This is a genomic window from Streptomyces sp. NPDC041135, assembly GCF_055592085.1.
Window position 1 is genome coordinate 351,081 of record NZ_JBVIYZ010000004.1, and the last position, 17,413, is coordinate 368,493.

The 17,413-nt window shown below is 73.5% G+C and carries 17 protein-coding genes; 12 read left to right on the forward strand and 5 right to left on the reverse strand.

Annotation, left to right across the window (positions count from 1 at the left end; translation table 11 throughout):
* Positions 1–90: 90 nt before the first annotated feature.
* Together ACZ6CZ_RS12725 and ACZ6CZ_RS12730 are read right to left on the reverse strand one after the other, a co-directional pair.
* Positions 91–510: an SCO4983 family protein gene (locus ACZ6CZ_RS12725; protein WP_469018704.1), complete on the reverse strand. Its 420-nt coding sequence runs from the start codon at positions 508–510 to the stop codon at positions 91–93.
* Between the two features lie 102 nt (positions 511–612).
* On the reverse strand, positions 613–1,824 hold the full coding sequence (locus ACZ6CZ_RS12730; RefSeq protein WP_469018707.1) for a pyridoxal phosphate-dependent aminotransferase: 1,212 nt from the start codon (positions 1,822–1,824) through the stop codon (positions 613–615).
* Between the two features lie 126 nt (positions 1,825–1,950).
* On the opposite strand from ACZ6CZ_RS12730, the gene ACZ6CZ_RS12735 reads away from it, so the two are divergent.
* Positions 1,951–2,682, forward strand: coding sequence for a hypothetical protein (locus tag ACZ6CZ_RS12735; RefSeq protein ID WP_469018710.1), 732 nt, complete (start codon positions 1,951–1,953; stop codon positions 2,680–2,682).
* A 143-nt stretch (positions 2,683–2,825) separates the two neighbouring features.
* Entirely contained in the window at positions 2,826–3,659 is an 834-nt protein-coding gene (locus ACZ6CZ_RS12740; protein WP_469018713.1) for a S1 family peptidase, read from the forward strand.
* Between the two features lie 21 nt (positions 3,660–3,680).
* On the opposite strand, the gene ACZ6CZ_RS12745 is transcribed toward ACZ6CZ_RS12740, so the two are convergent.
* Together ACZ6CZ_RS12745 and ACZ6CZ_RS12750 are read right to left on the reverse strand one after the other, a co-directional pair.
* Complete coding sequence (locus ACZ6CZ_RS12745; RefSeq protein WP_469018716.1) at positions 3,681–5,291, reverse strand: N-acyl-D-amino-acid deacylase family protein; 1,611 nt, start codon at positions 5,289–5,291, stop codon at positions 3,681–3,683.
* A 72-nt stretch (positions 5,292–5,363) separates the two neighbouring features.
* A complete protein-coding gene (locus ACZ6CZ_RS12750; protein WP_469018719.1) occupies positions 5,364–6,641 on the reverse strand; it encodes an alanine racemase in 1,278 nt (425 codons plus the stop codon).
* Between the two features lie 138 nt (positions 6,642–6,779).
* On the opposite strand from ACZ6CZ_RS12750, the gene ACZ6CZ_RS12755 reads away from it, so the two are divergent.
* The 5 genes from ACZ6CZ_RS12755 to ACZ6CZ_RS12775 all read left to right on the forward strand — a co-directional run bounded on the left by ACZ6CZ_RS12755 (position 6,780) and on the right by ACZ6CZ_RS12775 (position 11,638).
* Entirely contained in the window at positions 6,780–8,054 is a 1,275-nt protein-coding gene (locus tag ACZ6CZ_RS12755) for a sugar kinase (protein ID WP_469018721.1), read from the forward strand.
* A complete protein-coding gene (locus tag ACZ6CZ_RS12760; protein WP_469018724.1) occupies positions 8,051–8,815 on the forward strand; it encodes an IclR family transcriptional regulator in 765 nt (254 codons plus the stop codon). Before ACZ6CZ_RS12755 ends, ACZ6CZ_RS12760 begins: the two co-directional genes overlap by 4 nt.
* Positions 8,812–9,222 carry a RidA family protein gene (locus ACZ6CZ_RS12765; protein ID WP_469018726.1) on the forward strand — a complete coding sequence of 137 codons (411 nt, stop codon included), beginning with the start codon at positions 8,812–8,814 and terminating at the stop codon, positions 9,220–9,222. Before ACZ6CZ_RS12760 ends, ACZ6CZ_RS12765 begins: the two co-directional genes overlap by 4 nt.
* Positions 9,223–9,407: 185 nt before the next feature.
* Positions 9,408–10,922: a GntP family permease gene (locus tag ACZ6CZ_RS12770; protein WP_469018727.1), complete on the forward strand. Its 1,515-nt coding sequence runs from the start codon at positions 9,408–9,410 to the stop codon at positions 10,920–10,922.
* Positions 10,923–11,065: 143 nt separating this feature from the next.
* Entirely contained in the window at positions 11,066–11,638 is a 573-nt protein-coding gene (locus ACZ6CZ_RS12775; RefSeq protein WP_469018730.1) for a hypothetical protein, read from the forward strand.
* Between the two features lie 121 nt (positions 11,639–11,759).
* Here ACZ6CZ_RS12775 and ACZ6CZ_RS12780 read toward each other — a convergent pair whose 3' ends face one another.
* Positions 11,760–13,475: a chitinase gene (locus ACZ6CZ_RS12780; protein ID WP_469018733.1), complete on the reverse strand. Its 1,716-nt coding sequence runs from the start codon at positions 13,473–13,475 to the stop codon at positions 11,760–11,762.
* A 306-nt stretch (positions 13,476–13,781) separates the two neighbouring features.
* Between ACZ6CZ_RS12780 and ACZ6CZ_RS12785 the strand changes: the two genes are divergently transcribed.
* The 5 genes from ACZ6CZ_RS12785 (at position 13,782) to ACZ6CZ_RS12805 (ending at position 17,396) form a co-directional block, all read left to right on the forward strand.
* Positions 13,782–14,642, forward strand: coding sequence for a hypothetical protein (locus ACZ6CZ_RS12785; RefSeq protein ID WP_469018736.1), 861 nt, complete (start codon positions 13,782–13,784; stop codon positions 14,640–14,642).
* A 64-nt stretch (positions 14,643–14,706) separates the two neighbouring features.
* Positions 14,707–15,411, forward strand: coding sequence for a Flp pilus assembly protein CpaB (gene cpaB, locus ACZ6CZ_RS12790; protein WP_469018739.1), 705 nt, complete (start codon positions 14,707–14,709; stop codon positions 15,409–15,411).
* Positions 15,412–15,422: 11 nt separating this feature from the next.
* Positions 15,423–16,655 (forward strand): AAA family ATPase, encoded by a 1,233-nt coding sequence (locus ACZ6CZ_RS12795; RefSeq protein WP_469018742.1) that lies wholly within the window; start codon positions 15,423–15,425, stop codon positions 16,653–16,655.
* 5 nt (positions 16,656–16,660) lie between these two features.
* A complete protein-coding gene (locus tag ACZ6CZ_RS12800; RefSeq protein WP_469018744.1) occupies positions 16,661–17,038 on the forward strand; it encodes a pilus assembly protein in 378 nt (125 codons plus the stop codon).
* A 1-nt stretch (position 17,039) separates the two neighbouring features.
* Positions 17,040–17,396, forward strand: a complete 357-nt coding sequence (locus ACZ6CZ_RS12805) for a TadE/TadG family type IV pilus assembly protein (RefSeq protein WP_469018747.1) — start codon at positions 17,040–17,042, stop codon at positions 17,394–17,396.
* Positions 17,397–17,413 lie beyond the last annotated feature (17 nt).

Here is a 17,413-nt window from a genome sequence, read left to right on the forward strand (position 1 = left end):
ACTCCGCCGGGCGCGGCGTTCGTGGCGCCCGGTCCGCGCGTCGCTGTGGGTGCACGCGGACCGGGGCCGACCGGGGGACCCTCGGGCGGGTCAGCGGGCGGAGCTGAGCTGCTTCGGCTCCGCCAGCGCGGCGGTGTGGGCGTCCATGCGCTCGGCCGCGAGGATGGCCGCCGCGGTGTCCGCGCGGGAGGCGGCGACGACGAGGGCCCGGCCCGCGAGCGCGTGCGCCCGCCGGTGCAGCGCGTCGGGCAGGACGGCCGAGGGCGACGCCGTACGCACCGGCGCGCGGCCGCCGCGCAGGCGGGTCACCTGGCAGGCGAGGCGCTCGGCGGCGGCGTCCAGATCCGCGGACGGCGTGCGGGAGCGCAGCTCGTCGGTGACCGCGAGCAGCGCCGCGAGATGCCCGGCGAGCTGGATGTCCAGCTCCTCCTCGCGCGAGCGGTGGGGGAAGTCGGAGGCGGCGCCGGCCCTCGTGCTGTGGACCGACTTGGTGCGGATCGGTTCGTACATGGGGGAGGCCTCCTGTGCTCTGACAGGAAACCATCCTAGCTTAGATCTCGTCTAAAGTTGACCCGATCACAGATTGGCCCCCGCTGCCCACGGACGGTGAGGTCAGGGCTGGCTGTAGCCGTCCAGGAAGGTGCCGATCCGGGTCACCGCGTCCCGCAGGTCCCCGGCCGTCGGCAGCGTCACCACCCGGAAGTGGTCCGGCTCCGGCCAGTTGAAGCCGGTGCCCTGCACCACCATGATCTTCTCCTGGCGCAGCAGGTCCAGGACCATCCGGCGGTCGTCCTTGATCTTGAACACCTGCGGGTCGAGCCGCGGGAAGAGGTACAGCGCCCCCTTCGGCTTCACGCACGTCACCCCCGGGATCTGGGTCAGCAGCTCGTACGCCACGTCGCGCTGCTCCTTGAGCCGGCCGCCCGGCAGCACCAGGTCCTTGATGGTCTGGCGCCCGCTGAGCGCGGCGACCACCCCGTGCTGGCCCGGCATGTTCGCGCACAGGCGCATGTTCGCCAGGATCGTCAGGCCCTCGATGTAGGAGTCGGCGTGGGCGCGCGGCCCGGAGATCGACATCCAGCCGACGCGGTAGCCGGCCACCCGGTACGCCTTCGACATGCCGTTGAAGGTGAGGGTCAGCAGGTCGGGGGCGACCGAGGCGGTGGGCGTGTGGGTGGCGCCGTCGTAGAGGATCTTGTCGTAGATCTCGTCCGAGCAGACCAGCAGGTTGTGGCGGCGGGCGATGTCGGTCAGGCCCTTGAGCATCGCCTCGTCGTACACCGCGCCCGTGGGGTTGTTCGGGTTGATGATGACGAGGGCCTTGGTGCGGTCGGTGACCTTGCGCTCGATGTCGGCGAGGTCGGGCATCCAGTCGGCCTGCTCGTCGCAGCGGTAGTGCACCGCGGTGCCGCCGGACAGGGAGACGGCCGCCGTCCACAGGGGGTAGTCGGGGGCCGGGACGAGCACCTCGTCGCCGTCGTCCAGCAGGCCCTGCATCGCCATCACGATCAGCTCGGAGACGCCGTTGCCGATGAAGACGTGCTCGACGTCCGTCTCGATGCCGATGGTCTGGTTGTGCATGACGACCGCCCGCCGGGCCGCCAGCAGGCCCTTGGCGTCGCCGTAGCCGTGGGCGGTGGAGACGTTGCGGAGGATGTCCTCCAGGATCTCCGGGGGGCACTCGAAGCCGAAGGCGGCCGGGTTGCCGGTGTTCAGCTTCAGGATGCGGTGACCGGCCGCCTCCAGCCGCATGGCCTCCTCGAGCACCGGGCCGCGGATCTCGTAACAGACGTTGGCGAGCTTCGTCGACTGGATCACCTGCATGCCCGCGAGCTTACGGCCCGGTAACGCCCCGCGCGCCGTGTTTCCCGCCACGTGAGACGAGTCGCTTTGCTCCCTTATCGCCGGTAACTGTCCCAACAGCCTCTCCCGTCCCTAGAATCGCTCGCCATGTCGAGCCCTCCCCCGTATCCGCCGGGAGCCGAGTCCCGTCCGGTGCCCAGCGTGTACCACCCGTCCGCCGGGGCCGCTCCGGTGTACGACGAGTACACCGATCCGGCCGCCGCCCACGGCTGGCAGGACGCCTACGGCGACACGCGGCGGCTGCCCGCCGTGATGGTGGACGGATACGAGGCCTCCGGCGCGGACGGTTTCGGTGGCGGGCGGGCCGAGCGGCGCCGGGACGCGGCACGTGCCGCGCGCGGGCGGTCCGCCGGCCGGGGCCCGCGCCGTGCGGTGGCCGTCGCCGGGGCGGTGGGCGCGGTGTCCCTCGCCGCCGTGCTCGTCGGCGTCGCCGTGTCGGGGTCGTCCTCCGCCCCGCCGGCCGGAGCGGACCGCACCGGGCCGGCGGCCGGGAAGGACGCCTCCGCCGCGCCGGACCGGCCGGGTTCCGCGCGGGCCTCGTCCTCCTCGGGGGGCACCGGGGTGCGCACCACGGAGCCGGGCGTCCCGGCGGCGGGGGCGGGCGCGCCCGCGGCGACGGAGGCGGACGCGCCCCCGGGTGCCGCCGCGACCGGCCCGTCCGGGAGCGCCGGGGCCTCCGCGGACCCGTCCGCCCCGGCCACGGCCTCCGCCACGACCACATCCTCCGTGACGGCCCCGGCTCCCGCTCCCACCAGCCCGGCGCCGACCGGTTCTCCCGGCCGGGGGCACGGCCGGGGGAGCGCGAAGCGTCCCAAGTAGGCCCAGCGCGGCGGGAGTCGGCCGCGCTCCGCCGGCGGCGGGCTTCTTGCCGCGCCCCCTTGTGCACATCAGAATGCACATGACAAGTTCAGGCGGCGACCGGAAGATCTCCGGTCGCTCACGTCTGACGAGGGGACCCCCACATGAAGAAGCCTCTCCTTGCCGCGTTCTCGGGCCTGGCCATCGCCGGGCTCGGCGCGGTCCCGGCGGTCGCCGTGCCGCAGGCCAAGGCGGCCGCCGCGGTGACCGTCAACTACGCCGGCACCGTCTCGCTCAGCAACTGTTCCGGCTCCGTGATCCGCTTCCCCGCCTCCGCCGACACCGACCCGGCGCTGGTGCTCACCAACGGCCACTGCCTGGAGACGGGCTTCCCGGACCCCGGTGAGGTCATCACCGGCCAGTCCTCCAGCCGCTCCTTCGGCCTGCTCAACTCCGCCGGCACCAGGGTCGCCACGCTCCGCGCCAACCAGGTCGTGTACTCGACCATGACCGACACGGACGTCACGATCTACCGCACCACCACCACGTACGCGGCCATCAAGAGCAGCTACGGCATCAGCGCGCTCACCGTCAACGACACCCACCCGGTGGCCGGCACCGCCATCAAGGTTGTCTCCGGCTACTGGAAGCGGATCTACAGCTGCAACGTCGACGGGTTCGTGTACCGCCTGAAGGAGGGCGGCTGGACCTGGAAGGACTCGGTCCGCTACACCTCCGCCTGCAACACCATCGGCGGCACCTCCGGCTCGCCGGTCGTCGACACGGCCACCGGCCGGGTCGTCGCCGTCAACAACACCGGCAACGAGGACGGCGAGACCTGCACGGAGAACAACCCGTGCGAGGTCGACGCCAACGGCACCGTCACCGTCCGCCAGGGCATCAACTACGCCGAGGAGACCTACACCATCCCGGCCTGCTTCACCACCGGCAACCGGCTCGACCTCACCCGCAGCGGCTGCACCCTGCCCCGGCCGTAGCGGCACCGGCGGGGCGGGCGCTCACACCGGAGTGCGGCGCACCGCCCGCCCCGCCAGGACGTCCGTGCGGCGGCCGTCCTCGATCACGAAGCGGCCGTCCACCAGGACGTGGGGGATGCCGACGGGCAGCGCGCGCGGCTGCTCGAAGGTGGACCCCGCCGCGACCGTCCCCGGGTCGAACAGGACCAGGTCGGCGCGGTACCCCTCGCGCACCAGCCCGCGGTCCGGCAGGCGCAGCCGGGCCGCGGGCCGCGCGGTGAGGTGCGCGACGCACTCCTCCAGCGAGAGCACGCCCAGCTCCCGCACGTAGCGGCCCAGGTAGTGCGGGAAGGTGCCGTAGGCGCGCGGATGCGGTTTGGCGCCCTGGAGGATGCCGTCCGAGCCGCCGGTGTGCGCGCGGTGGCGCATGATCGCGCGGACGTTCTCCTCGTGGCCGACGTGCTGGAGGACGGTCGAGCCGAGCCGGTCGCCGACCAGCAGCCGGCGGGCGGTCTCCCACGGCTCCTCGCCGCGCAGGTCGGCCGACTCCTGGACGGTACGGCCCACGTGTCCGGCGAGCGCCGGGTCGTGCACGCCGGAGATCTCGACCGTGTCCCACTCCACGGGCACCCCGTGGCAGCCGTCGGAGCCGGTCACCTCCATGGCGTGCCGGACGCGGGCCGCGGTGGCCGGGTCGGTGAGCCGGGCCAGCACCGCCTCCGGGCCGCCCTCGCTCGCCCAGCTCGGCAGCAGCGCGGCCAGCGTCGTGCAGCCGGGCGTGTAGGGGTAGGTGTCCAGGGTGATGTCGGCGCCCCGCTCCAGCGCCTCGTCCAGCAGGGCCAGCAGCTCGGGCGCGCGGCCCTCGTTGACCCGGAAGTTCATGGTGGCGTGCGCCAGGTGCAGCGGGCAGCCCGCCTCCCGGGCCAGCTCCACCATCTCCGCGTACGCCGCGAGGGCGCCGGCGCCGTAGGAGCGGTGGTGCGGGCAGTAGTAGCCGCCGTACGACGCCACCACCCGGCACAGCTCGGTGAGTTCGGCGTCCTCGGCGTACATGCCGGGCGTGTAGGTCAGCCCGGAGGACATGCCGACCGCGCCCTGTTCCAGGCCCTCCGCGACCAGCCGGCGCATCCGCTCCAGCTCGGCGGGCGTGGCCTCGCGGTCCTCCCAGCCGACGACGAGCGCGCGGACCGTGCCCTGGGGGACGAGGTAGGCCGCGTTCACGGCGATCCCGCGGTCGAGGCGGTCCAGGTACTCACCGACCGAGCGCCAGTCCCAGTCGAGGTCGTCGCCGTAGCCGTTCCAGCCGGTGATCGCCCGCCGCACCTCCTCCCGGGTGCGGTCGTCGACCGGCGCGTACGACAGCCCGTCCTGGCCCACGACCTCCAGGGTGACGCCCTGGGCGGCCTTGGCGCTGTGGTCGGGGTCGCGCAGCAGCGCCAGGTCGGAGTGGGCGTGCATGTCGATGAAGCCGGGCGCGAGGACCAGCCCCTCGGCGTCCAGTTCGCGCCGGGCGGTGGGGCGCTGGCAGCCCGCGGCCGCCGCCTCCTTGACGATCGACACGACGCGGCCGCCGCCGACCACCACGTCGGCCCGGTACGCGGGCTCGCCGCTGCCGTCGACGACGTCCGCGTCCCGGATGACCAGCTCTTCCACGGCGGGGCTCCTTCCAGGGGTCTTGGCGGGACTCGATGGGTCCCGGTGGGGCTCGGTGGGTCCCGGTGGGGCTCAGAAGAACGTGCGGACGTAGTCCACGACCGTGCCGTCCGCCTCGGCCACCGGGATCAGCTGCCACTTGTCGAAGGACGTGCAGGGGTGGGAGAGCCCCAGGCCCACCCAGTCGCCCACCCTGAGGTCGGCCCCGGCGTCCGTGCGCAGCCAGGTGTGCTGATCGGACAGGCCGGTGACCGAGATGCCGGTGGCCGGGCGTTCGCCGTCGCCCCGGCGCACCACCTGGGCGACGGGCAGGTCGAGGTCGTGTGCCGCGTCCCGCTTGCCCGCGTTGGCGAAGGCCTGCCCGGCGTTCGGGCGGGAGACCACCTGCGCCCACAGCCGGAAGGCCGGCTCCAGTCCGCCCTCCGCCGGGACCCGGTTGAAGGGGGTGAGCCTGCGGTAGTGGCCGTCGTCGTGCGAGACGTAGGCGCCCGAGCGCAGCAGCTTCAGCACGGGGCGGCTCAGCGGCGGGATCTCCGCGAAGACGTCGGCGACCGCGTCGAACCAGGCGCTGCCGCCGGCGCTGACGACGATCTCCTCCGTCCTGGCGAACCGCCCGGCCCGGTCGAGGTCCGCGGCCAGCGCGACCAGCCGCCGCAGCCAGTCCCGCACCCGCTCCGGCGTGGCCCGCGGTACCTCGCCCTCGTACCCGGCCACGCCGACCAGCCGCAGGGCCGGGGCCGCGGCCACCGCGTCGGCGACCTCGGCGCACTCCGCCTCCGTGCGCACCCCGGTGCGGGCGTCCTCGCCGGCGGCCAGCTCCACCACCACGTCCACCGGGCGGCGGGCGGTGCGCAGGGCCAGGTCCATCAGCTTCACCCCGGCGACCGAGTCGACGTAGCAGACGAGGCGGAAGCCGTCGTCGGCGTCGAGCGCGGCGGAGATCCAGCGCAGGGCGGCCGGGTCCACCAGCTCGTTGGCGAGGAAGACGCGCCGGACGCCGTACGCGCGGGCCACCCGCACCTGGTGCGGCACCGCGAGGGTGATGCCCCAGGCGCCGCGCTCGAGCTGGCGCCGGAAGAGCTGCGGCGCCATGGAGGTCTTGCCGTGCGGGGCGAAGGCGAGACCGTGCCGGGCGGCGTACGTGTCCATCAGCGCCAGGTTGTGCTCCAGGCGCTCGGCCGACAGGGCGAGCACGGGCGTGGTGAAGCCGCCGGTGAACAGGTTGCGGCGCTGGGCCGCCAGCTCGCCGACCGTGAGGCCCTCGGCGTCCGGCGGGAGACCCTTGAAACGGTGGTCGACGCGTTCCTCGGCGAGCCGGGCGAGCGCCTCGGCGCCGGTGTCGCGGGCCATGGAAGCCTCCTGATCCGGTCCGTTGCACGATATGCAACGACCATTGCGTATGTCGCTGACCGCTGTCTAACATCTCGGCCGACGCGGGGTCAACGGAAACCACCCGAGACCCGCACCCGGCCGAGGAGTACGACGATCGTGACCGTCAGCGGACCCCGCAACGCCCCCGGCGCCCCCGAGGTCGTGGACGTCGTCACGCTCGGCGAGTCCATGGTCGCCTTCCTGCCCGGCCGGCCCGGCCGCCTCGCCGACGTCCCCTCCTTCGACCGGTCCATCGGCGGCGCCGAGTCCAACGTGGCCTGCGTGCTCGCGGCGGCCGGCCACTCGGCCCGCTGGGTCGGCCGGGTCGGCGCGGACGGCTTCGGCGACCACCTGGTGGCGGCGATCGCGGCCTACGGCGTCGACGTCGGCGCGGTCCGGCGGGACCCGGAGCGCCCCACCGGCGTCTACTTCCGCACGGCCGGGGACCGGGCCACCGACGCGCACGAAGTGGCGTACTACCGGGCCGGTTCCGCGGCCTCCGCGATGAGCACCGGCTCGGTGGACCTGGCGGCCGTGCGGGCCGGGCGGGTGCTGCACCTGTCCGGGATCACGGCCGCGCTGTCGCCGCAGTGCCGGGACCTGCTGCGCGAACTGACCGCGCCCCGCCCCGGGCGGCCGCTCGTCTCCTTCGACGTCAACCACCGCCCCGGCCTGTGGCCCGACCCGGCCGGGACCGGGGTCCTGCTGGACCTCGCCCGCTCGGCCGACATCGTGTTCGTCGGCGAGGACGAGGCGGAGGCCGCCTGGGGCGTCACCGGCGGCCCGAGCGCCGTCCGCGAGGTCCTGCCGGAGCCGCCGGTGCTCGTCGTCAAGCAGGGCGGGCGCGGGGCCACGGTCTTCGAACACCCACCGGCGGACGGCGACGCGCCCGCCCCGGCCGCCGTCTCCGACGGGCCCGGCCTTCGCGAGTCCGGTCCCCGGGAGCCCGGTCCCGGTGAGCCCGGTGCCCGTGGTCCCGGATCCGGTGAGCCCGGCCTTCGCGAGTCTGGTTGCCGCGAGTCCGGTTGCCGCGAGTCCGGTTCCCGGGAGTCCGGGGGCGGCCTCCGGTCCGCCGACCGCGTCACCTTCGTGCCCGCGCTCCGGGTCGCCGTCGTCGCCCCCGTCGGGGCCGGGGACGCCTTCGCCGCCGGGTTCCTCTCCGCGACCCTGCGCGCACTGCCCGTCCGGGACCGGTTGCGGCACGGGCACCTCATGGCCGCCGCCGCCCTCACCGTCCCCGGCGACCTCGCCCCGCCCCCGGCCCGGGACCACGCCGACCGGCTGGCCGCCCTGGACGAGGACGCGTGGGGGAGACTGCGACTCGGCCCCGGCTGGACGCGCGCCGCCGACCGAGCCGTCGATCGGGCCGAGGAGGAGGTACGTACGCCATGAGCCAGACCGTCGACCGCGCCCTGAGCATCCTGCCGCTGCTCGCCGAGGGCCCCGCCGACCTCGGCCAGGTCGCCGACCGGCTCGGCGTGCACAAGTCCACCGCGCTGCGGCTGCTGCGCACCCTGCACGAGCACGGTCTGGTCTACCGCCAGTCAGACCAGCGCTACCGCCTCGGCGCCCGGCTGTTCGCGCTCGCCCAGGAGGCGATGGAGAACCTCGACGTCCGGGAGATCGCCCACCCCCACCTGGTCCGGCTGAACGAGCAGTGCGGGCACACCGTGCACCTCGCCGTGTACGAGGACGGCGAGGTCCTCTACATCGACAAGGTGGACAGCCGTTACCCCGTGCGCATGTACTCGCGCATCGGCCGGCCCGTCGCCATCACCGTCGCCGCCGTCGCCAAGCTGCTGCTGGCCGACCTGCCCGAGCCCGAGCGCCGGGCACTGGCCGAGAAGCTCGACTACCCCCTCTACACGGCCCGTTCCACCCCCAACGCCGCCGCGTTCGCGCGCGAGCTGGCCCAGGTGCGCGAACAGGGCTGGGCCACCGACCTCGGCGGCCACGAGGAGTCCATCAACTGCGTGGCCGCACCGGTCCGGGGCGCCGACGGCCGCGTCGTCGCCGCGATGTCGGTCTCCGCGCCCAACGTCGTCGTCACCGCCGACGAACTGCTCACCCTGCTCCCGCAGGTGCGCCGTACCGCGGACGCCATCAGCGGCGAGTACTCCGGAAGAACGACCGCGAAAGGGTCCGCCGAATGACCGAGAAGACCGCGCTCACCCCGAAGACGCACACCACCCCGCCCGCGCGGTTCTCGCACGGCGTGCGCAAGGGCAACATCCTCCAGGTCGCCGGCCAGGTCGGCTTCCTGCCCGCCGAGGACGGCAAGCCCCCCACGCCCGCCGGTCCCACCCTGCGCGAGCAGACCCTGCAGACCCTCGCCAACGTCAGGGCGATCCTGGAGGAGGGCGGCGCGAGCTGGGACGACGTGATGATGATCCGCGTCTACCTCACCGACGTGGACCACTTCGCGGAGATGAACGAGATCTACAACGCCTACTTCGACGAGCAGGGCCTCACCCAGCCGCCCGCCGCCCGCACCACCGTCTACGTCGGTCTGCCGGCCGGCCTCCTCATCGAGATCGACGCCCTCGCCGTCCTCGGCTGAGCCGCCGCTGAGCCGGCGCTGAGCGGCTGACCGGGGCCGCCCGCGCGCCGCACCCCGCACCCCGCACGCACGTCGACTCCCGCACCCGTACGCCCTTCACGGCACGGCGGCGCCCCGTATCCCGGGCCGCCGTGCCGCGATCCCCCCTGCCCGGAAGCACCCTGCATTCAGCCAGAGGACCCCTTATGCCCCTCCCGCTCGCCGCCCCCGCCCCCGCCGCGCCACCCCACACCGGAGGCCTGCTCCTCCTCGTCGACGGCACCGCCGGACTGCTCCTCGTCGCCGCGCTCGGCATCGCCCTCCTGCTCTGCCTGATCATCAAGGTCAAGCTCCAGCCCTTCGTGGCCCTGCTGGCCGTCTCCATAGCCGTCGGCCTGCTGGCCGGGCTGCCGGTCACCGAACTGTTCGGCACCGTCCAGCGGTCGGACGCCGTGTCGACCGTCGAGTCCGGCATGGGCGGCATCCTCGGCCATGTCGCGATCATCATCGGCCTGGGCACCATGCTCGGCGCGATCCTCCAGGTCAGCGGCGGCGCCGAGGTGCTGGCGGCCCGGCTGCTCGGCCTCTTCGGCGAGCGGCGCGCCCCGCTCGCCATGGGCCTGACCGGCCTGATCTTCGGCATCCCGGTCTTCTTCGACGTCGGCATCTTCGTCCTCGCCCCGATCGTCTACGCGGCCGCCGGGCTTCCCCGGAACTCCGGCGAGGACGGTCCCGGCGGCGCCCCCCGCGGCAAGTCGATCCTGCTCTACTGCCTGCCGCTGCTGGCCGGCCTGTCGATGACCCACGCCTTCCTGCCGCCGCACCCCGGCCCGGTCGCCGCCGCCGGACTGCTGCACGTCCAGCTCGGCTGGATCATCCTCATGGGCGCCGTCTGCGGCCTGCCCGCCGTGCTCGCCGCCTGGGCGTACGCCGCCTGGATCGGCCGGCGGATCTTCGTTCCCGTACCGCAGGACATGGCCGAGGCCGCGCAGGAGGCCCGGCAGGCCGTCCTGGACGAGCAGCGCGCGCAGGGCGGCGAGCCGCGCGAGAACCCGGTGCCGCTCGGCACGGTCCTCGCCATCATCGGCACACCGCTGGTGCTGATCCTCGCCGCGACCTTCTCCTCGATCGCCCTGGACCCCTCCACCCTCCGCTCGGTGCTGGAGTTCTTCGGCCACCCCTTCGTCGCCCTCACCCTCGCCCTGTTCCTCGCCTACTGGCTGCTCGGCATCCGGCGCGGCTGGTCCCGCACGTCCCTGGAGCGGGTGTCGACCGCCTCGCTGAAGCCGGTCGGCAACATCCTGCTCGTCGTCGGCGCCGGCGGTGTCTTCGGCGCCGTCCTCAAGGCCGGCGGGGTCGCCCAGGCGCTGTCCGACACCTTCCACGACGTCGGCCTGCCGGTGCTGGTGCTCGCCTACCTGCTCTCCCTCGTGCTGCGCGTCGCCCAGGGCTCGGCGACGGTCGCCATCGTCACCACGGCCGGCATCGTCGCCCCGCTGCTCACCGACGGCCACCACTCCCAGGCCTTCACGGCCCTCGTCATCATGGCGATCTCGGCCGGGTCCATCTTCGCCTCGCATGTCAACGACGGCGGCTTCTGGATGGTCGCCAAGTACTTCGGCATCAGCGAGCGGGACACCCTGCGGACCTGGACGGTGCTGGAGTCCGTGCTGTCGGTGGCGGGGTTCGCGGTCGCGGCGGTGGTGAGCGTGTTCGTGTAGGCCCGCGGCTCCCGTGACCTGCCGTCACCTCCCGTCAGGGAGCACTCCGTGCCGGACGGACGAGCCGCGCGAGTGACCCGCGGGAACCGGGAGAAACGCGGGCTGACTGGTTACGGCACAGGGAAGTCGTCCATACTGCCGCCGTGGAGCAGCGCATAGGATCGAACAGCCAGCCCCTCAAGGGCGAGCCCGTGCTGGGCGCCGGATTCGACCCGGCCTTCATCCCCGGGATCACCGCCCCGGCGACGGCCCAGCCGGAGGACGCCGTACCCGGGGACGACAAGGACGCCGAGGCCGCCGAGGGCGCGCCGGCGGCGGAGCCCGCCGCCGCGGAGGCGGAGGACTCCGACGCGGTGCCGGAGGGCCCGGTCTTCGAGGCCGGTGACCGCCGGGCGCGGATCGTCGCCGACGGCCGGGGCGTGCGCCTCAGCCTCGACGAGGAGGCCTGCGAGTTCCGCTGGGACGAGATCGGGGCCGTCGAGACCGAGTCGGCCCGCTTCGGCAAGCGGTTCACCGTCACGGTGCACACCCCCGACCGCCGCTGGTACCCCATCGAGATCGAGGCACCGGCCAGGAGCCGCTTCGCGGAGTGGGAGGCGCAGTTGGACGCGGTGCTCGACGCCTACTTCGACGACGAGGCCGCCACCACCGACGCCGGTGACGCCGACACCGTGGCCCCGGCCGCGAGCGAGGCGGCCGCGGACCAGCCGTCGTAGTGGGCCCTGGCCCAGGCCCTGGGCGGCGGCCGCCCGGCGTCGACCGGCGGGACGGCCGGGAACGCGGTGACGCCCGGACCCAGGGGGCCCGGGCGTCACCGCGTCGTGCGCGTACGTCAGGTCAGCCCAGCGCGTGCACGTGCGCTCCCACCGCGTTGGACCAGGCGTTGCCGGCCGACGCGTCCCAGTTCGTCGACCAGGTCATCGCGCCGCGCAGGTCCGGGTAGGTCCGCGACGGCTTGAAGGTGCCGCAGCCGGTGGCCTTGGTCAGGCAGTCCAGGGCGTTGTTCACCACGGTCGGGGAGACGTAGCCGCTGCCGGCGCCGCTGGTCGAGGCGGGCAGGCCCAGGCCCACCTGGGACGGGGCGAGTCCGCCCTCCAGCTGGATGCAGGCCAGGGCCGTCAGGAAGTCCACCGACCCCTGGCTGTAGACCTTGCCGTCGCAGCCCAGCATCGAACCGCTGTTGTAGTACTGCATGTTGACGACCGTGAGGATGTCCTTGATGTTCAGGGCCGTCTGGAAGTAGGAGTTCGAGGTCGACTGCATGTCGATCGTCTGCGGGGCCATGGTGATGATCAGCGAGGAGCCCGCCTTCGCCGACAGCGAGCGCAGCGCCTGCGTCATGTAGGTGGCGTTGAGGCCGTTCTCCAGGTCGATGTCGACGCCGTCGAAGCCGTAGGTCTGCATCAGCGCGTAGACGGAGTTCGCGAAGTTGGCCGCGGACGTCGCGTCGCTGATCGACACGGTGCCGTTCTGGCCGCCGATCGAGATGATGACCTTCTTGCCGGCCGCCTGCTTGGCCTTGATGTCGGCCTTGAACTGGTCGGCCGTGTAGCCGCCGAGCCCGGCGGAGTCGAGGCTGAAGGAGACCGCGCCCGGCGTGGACGTCGCGTCGGCGAAGGCCACCGCGATGATGTCGTAGGCGGCCGGGACGTCGGAGATCTTCTGGACCTTCGCCCCGTTGTTGAAGTTCTGCCAGTAGCCCGTCACGGCGTGCTTGGGCAGCGTGCCGCCGCCTCCGCCTCCGCCGCCACCGGTCGCCGCCGTGGTGGCCGTCACCGCCGCCGACTTCGCCGACTCCCCGGCCGCGTTGGTGGCGGTGACCTGGAAGGAGTACGACGTCGAGGCCGACAGGCCGGTCACCGTCGCCGAGGTGCCCGTCACCGAGGTCACCTTGGTGCCGCCCCGGTAGACGTTGTAGCCGGTCGCGCCGGACACCGCCGACCAGGACAGGGACGCCGAGGACGACGTCGTGCCGGAGACCGCGAGACCGGAGGGCGCGGCCGGGACCGTGGGGGCCGGGTCGCCGCCCCCGCCGCCGTCGGGGCCCTGGACGGTGATGTCGTCGGCGTAGTAGGGCTGCTGGCCGTACCAGCCGTGGGTGTACACGGTGACGGACGTGGTCGCGGCGCCGGTGGTGAAGGTGGTGGTCAGCTGCTTCCAGGCGGCCGTGTCCGGGGTCCACGTCGACACGTCGGTGGTGCCCGTGCCGGTCACGCCCAGGTAGGCGTAGCCGCCCTGGACCCAGGCGCCGAGGGAGTAGGTGGAGTTGGGCCTGACCGCCACCGTCTGGGTGCACTGGGCGTTGTCCTGCCCGGCGGGGGTGGCCTTGAGGGCGGCCGTGCCCGTGTGCACCGGGGAGGCGGTCGTCGTGCCGCTGCCCGCGGAGCAGGTCCAGTTGGCGAGGCCCGACTCGAAGCCGGCGTTCTTGACGTTGTTGACGTCCGCGGCGGACGCGGGGGTGGCGGCGAGGCCGGCCACCGAGAGGGCGAGCACGGCCGTGGCCGACCATGTGCGCAGCCGTCTGCGTCCGGGTATGCCTGGTGCGCGGTCCACTGGGACCTCCGGGGAGGGGAGTTGGCGGGGAGAGGGGGAGAGGACGGTGGCCACCGCTCGCCACCAAGTTGGTCCAGACCAATCCCACTGTCAAGAGGTCCAGACCAAATATGCCGGAGCCCGGATGCTCAACCTGTCCTGTTTTGGCGCGTTGTGCGCAGAGCCAGTTCCCTACGAGCTACACAAACGCTGTTCTCCGGTCACAGGGGCGTGGATACAGTGCTCGGGTAGTCACGCAATGAAGTCGTCCTGGCGCATGGGAGTGACCCCGGTGGGCCGGCGGGTGTGAAGAGCGGGGAGCTGCGCGTGCCAACTGCCATTGCCGTGACCAGTGCCGACCTGGCACTGCCGGCGCAGGACGAACGGACCATGCCCGCGGCCGTCCTGCGCGACCTCGACCGGCGCCCGCTGGAGCACGCCCTCGCCGACCTCCACCTCCTCCTCGAACAGCACGGATACCTCGTCGTCGTCTGCTCCGAGGCGGTGCCCGAGACGGTCCTGCGGCGGATCTACACCCTGCGCCGGCTGATGGAGAGCGACCGCATCGCCGTCTTCCGGCCCGCCCTGCCACCGCTGGGGATCGCCGTGCTGGCCCGGCAGTTGCGGCAGCTCGCCTCCTGCGACCTCAGCCCCGGCGTCCTCGCCTCGGCCGGACGGCTGCTCACCCACTACGTCCACTGCGGCGCCGTACTGGGCTCCGTCACCAAGCTGGACCGGGTGCCCGTCGGACTGAAGGCGCACGCCAAGTCGTGGATGCCGGGCAGCCAGTTCGGCGTCGTCGCCCACCCCGAACCCCAGCTGGTCCGCATCGGCCCCGAAGCCGTCCTCACGGGGCCGGAGTTCAGCACCTGGATGCTGGTCGCCAAGGGCCGGCTCCAGTCCGAGTGGACCACCACCCTGGCCACGTCCTGGGACGTGCACGGACTGCGCGAGACCCCGCTGCCGGAGGAGTCCGCCCGCTGGTGGGGCACCGACCGGATCACCGAGTTCTGCAGCTATCTCGCCGACCTGTCCGTGCTGTACCAACTGGTCACCTCCGTACGGCAGAGCCGGTGCCACTGGTGCGGCCTGGCCGTCATCGGCGACCGCTGCGTCTTCTGCTCCGCCACTCCGCCGGACCACGAGCCCGACACCCCGCGCGTCCTGGAACAGCGCACCCCCGCCTGACCCGCCCCGCCCGCACCCGCTCACATCCCGCTCGACCGATTCCCCCAATGAGGTTGCACGGTCCATGAACTCCCGTCAGCGCCGCGGCGTGATACTCCTGATCCTGTCGGTCCTGTGCGCGCTCGGCGCGTTCGCCGGCGTGCTCTCCGTCATCGACGACGTGCGGTCCGAGGTCGGTCCCGAGGTCACCGCCTACCGGATCGGCTCCGAGGTGGCGCCCTACACCGCCCTGAGCACGGGCCAGTTCGAGAAGATCAAGATGCCCGAGCGGTGGCTGTCCGACAACGCCGTCACCGACCTCCGGCAGATCCGGGGCAAGATCGCGGTCACCACCCTGCACAAGGGCTCCCTGCTCCAGACCGACATGATCGTCGACCAGCCCGCGCTCCAGCCCGGGCAGCAGGAGGTCGCCATCATGATCGACGCGGCCACCGGCGTGGCCGGCAAGATCACCCCGGGCTCCCGCGTCAACGTCTACGCCACCTTCCAGGGCAAGAAGCAGGAGGACCCCGACCAGTCGAAGATCATCGTCACCGACGCCCGGGTCCTCGCCGTCGGCCGGCTCACCCCCCTCGACCCCGACACCCGCGACCGCCGGCAGCCCACCGAGGCCGTCCCCATCACCTTCGCGCTGTCCACCCTGGACGCCCAGCGCATCACCTACGCCGAGTCCTTCGCCCAGCGGGTCCGGCTGGCGCTGGTCGCGCCCGGCGGCGAGACGGCCGTCCCGGACAAGGACCGCACCTACGAACTCGCGACGGACAAGTAGAGGCGGCCCCCATGCCCATCAGGATCCTCCCCGCCGTCGCGGACCCGGACGCGGCCCGCTCGCTGACCACCCTGCTCAGCCAGCTGCCCGACGCCGAACCCGGCGCCCCCGTGGCCGACTCCACCCAGCTCGTCGACACCCTGGCCCGCCTCGCCGCCGAGTCGGTCGACGAACTGCCCGAAGTGGTCATCGTCCACGAGCGCATCGGCCCCGTCCCCGCCCTGGAGCTGATCCGCGAGGTCGCCCTGCGCTTCCCCGCCGCCGGCGTCATCCTGGTCAGCAGCGACACCGGCCCCGGCCTGTTCGCCGCCGCGATGGACGCCGGCGCCCGCGGCCTGGTCTCCCTGCCGCTGGGCTACGAGGAACTCACCCACCGCGTCCAGGCCGTCGCCCAGTGGTCGCTGGGCGTACGGCGCCACCTCGGGCACGGCGCCGACGTGTTCAGCGGCGCCGGCGGCAGCGTCGTCACGGTCAGCGGCGCCAAGGGCGGCGTCGGCACCACCTTCACCGCCGTCCAGCTGGCCCTCGCCGCCCAGGCCTCGGGCCGCGCCACCGCCCTGATCGACCTCGACCTCCAGACCGGCGACGTCGCCTCCTACCTGGACGTGCAGTTCCGCCGCTCGGTCGTCGACCTGGCCGGCATCACCGACCTCTCGCCCCGCGTCCTCGCCGACGCCGTCTTCCGCCACGACAGCGGCCTCGCCCTGCTGCTCGCCCCCGCCGAGGGCGAACGCGGCGAGGAGGTCACCGACCGCGCCGCCCGCCAGATCGTGCGCGCCGCCCGCTCCCGCTACGAACTGGTCGTCGTCGACTGCGGCGCCCAGCTCAGCTCGGCGAGCGCCGCCGCCGTGGAGATGGCCGACACCGCCCTGCTGCTCACCACCCCGGACGTGGTCGCCGTACGGGCCGCCCGGCGCACCGTACGGATGTGGGACCGGTTGCAGATCCGCAAGGCCGAGGAGACCACCGTCGTCGTCAACCGCCACACCCGCTCCACCGAGATCCAGCCCGCCCTCGTCCAGCGCATCACCGGCACCGCGCTGGCCCGCACCACCGTCCCCGCCAACTTCAAGGAACTCCAGGCCGTCGTGGACGCCGGACGCGTCCACGAACTGGACGGCCGCAGCACGGTCAAGCAGGCGCTGTGGGCCCTCGCCGGGGAACTGGGCCTGGCCCGGGCGCCCGAAACCACCCACCGGGGCGGCGGCCGGGGGCCCGCCGGTCTGCGGCGGCGGAAGGAGTGAGACCGGTGAGACGTCCGCACGGCGACCGGGGACAGGTCACGATCGAGTTCCTCGGCATGACACCGCTGATCGCCCTGACCCTCGTACTGATGTGGCAGTGCGTCCTCGCGGGATACACCTGCACGCTCGCCGGGAACGCCGCCGACGAGGCGGTACGGGCGGGCACCGCCGTACCGCGCGGGGCACGCCAGGGCGCCTGCGAGCAGGCGGGGCTGGAGCACCTGTCCGCGGCGTGGCGAAGCGGCGCCTCGGTGACGTGCGGCGGCGCCGGCTACGTCACGGCGGACGTCTCCCTCAAGGTCCCCGTCCTGTTCCCCGGCTTCGTCGCGTTCCCCGTCACCGTGCACGGCCACGCCGGTGCCGTCGAGGAGGTGAAGGAGTGAGATGTCCCGTGACCGCAGCGGCCGCCGCGACCGCGGCCAAGTAGCCATCGAGTACCTGGGGTTCATCCCCGTCCTGCTCATCGTCGCGCTGGCCGGCATCCAGATCGGCGTCGTCGCCTACGCCGTCCAGCAGGCCGGCACGGCGGCCCGTGCGGGCGCCCGGGCCGCCTCCCTGCGCCAGGACGTCGCACAGGCCTGCGCGGGCGCGGTGAGCGCCTCCCTGGCGGGCGGCACCAGCTGCTCCGGACCGGCGTACGGCGACAAGGAGGTCACCGTCACCGCGACCGTCCACATCCCCCGGATCCTGTGGGACCTCGGCGACGCCCACCGCACCGCCACCATGCCGCTCGACCACTAGCGAGGAGCAGCCGACCC

What these genes read in the sequence shown, in the direction of transcription:
- ACZ6CZ_RS12765 (WP_469018726.1), top strand. Translation starts at nt 8,812, where the DNA reads ATGACCGAGAAGACCGCGCTCACCCCGAAGACGCACACCACCCCGCCC.
- ACZ6CZ_RS12735 (WP_469018710.1), top strand. Translation starts at nt 1,951, where the DNA reads ATGTCGAGCCCTCCCCCGTATCCGCCGGGAGCCGAGTCCCGTCCGGTG.
- ACZ6CZ_RS12725 (WP_469018704.1), bottom strand. Translation starts at nt 510, where the DNA reads ATGTACGAACCGATCCGCACCAAGTCGGTCCACAGCACGAGGGCCGGC.
- ACZ6CZ_RS12795 (WP_469018742.1), top strand. Translation starts at nt 15,423, where the DNA reads ATGCCCATCAGGATCCTCCCCGCCGTCGCGGACCCGGACGCGGCCCGC.
- ACZ6CZ_RS12760 (WP_469018724.1), top strand. Translation starts at nt 8,051, where the DNA reads ATGAGCCAGACCGTCGACCGCGCCCTGAGCATCCTGCCGCTGCTCGCC.
- ACZ6CZ_RS12740 (WP_469018713.1), top strand. Translation starts at nt 2,826, where the DNA reads ATGAAGAAGCCTCTCCTTGCCGCGTTCTCGGGCCTGGCCATCGCCGGG.
- ACZ6CZ_RS12730 (WP_469018707.1), bottom strand. Translation starts at nt 1,824, where the DNA reads ATGCAGGTGATCCAGTCGACGAAGCTCGCCAACGTCTGTTACGAGATC.
- ACZ6CZ_RS12805 (WP_469018747.1), top strand. Translation starts at nt 17,040, where the DNA reads ATGTCCCGTGACCGCAGCGGCCGCCGCGACCGCGGCCAAGTAGCCATC.
- cpaB (WP_469018739.1), top strand. Translation starts at nt 14,707, where the DNA reads ATGAACTCCCGTCAGCGCCGCGGCGTGATACTCCTGATCCTGTCGGTC.
- ACZ6CZ_RS12750 (WP_469018719.1), bottom strand. Translation starts at nt 6,641, where the DNA reads ATGGCCCGCGACACCGGCGCCGAGGCGCTCGCCCGGCTCGCCGAGGAA.
- ACZ6CZ_RS12770 (WP_469018727.1), top strand. Translation starts at nt 9,408, where the DNA reads ATGCCCCTCCCGCTCGCCGCCCCCGCCCCCGCCGCGCCACCCCACACC.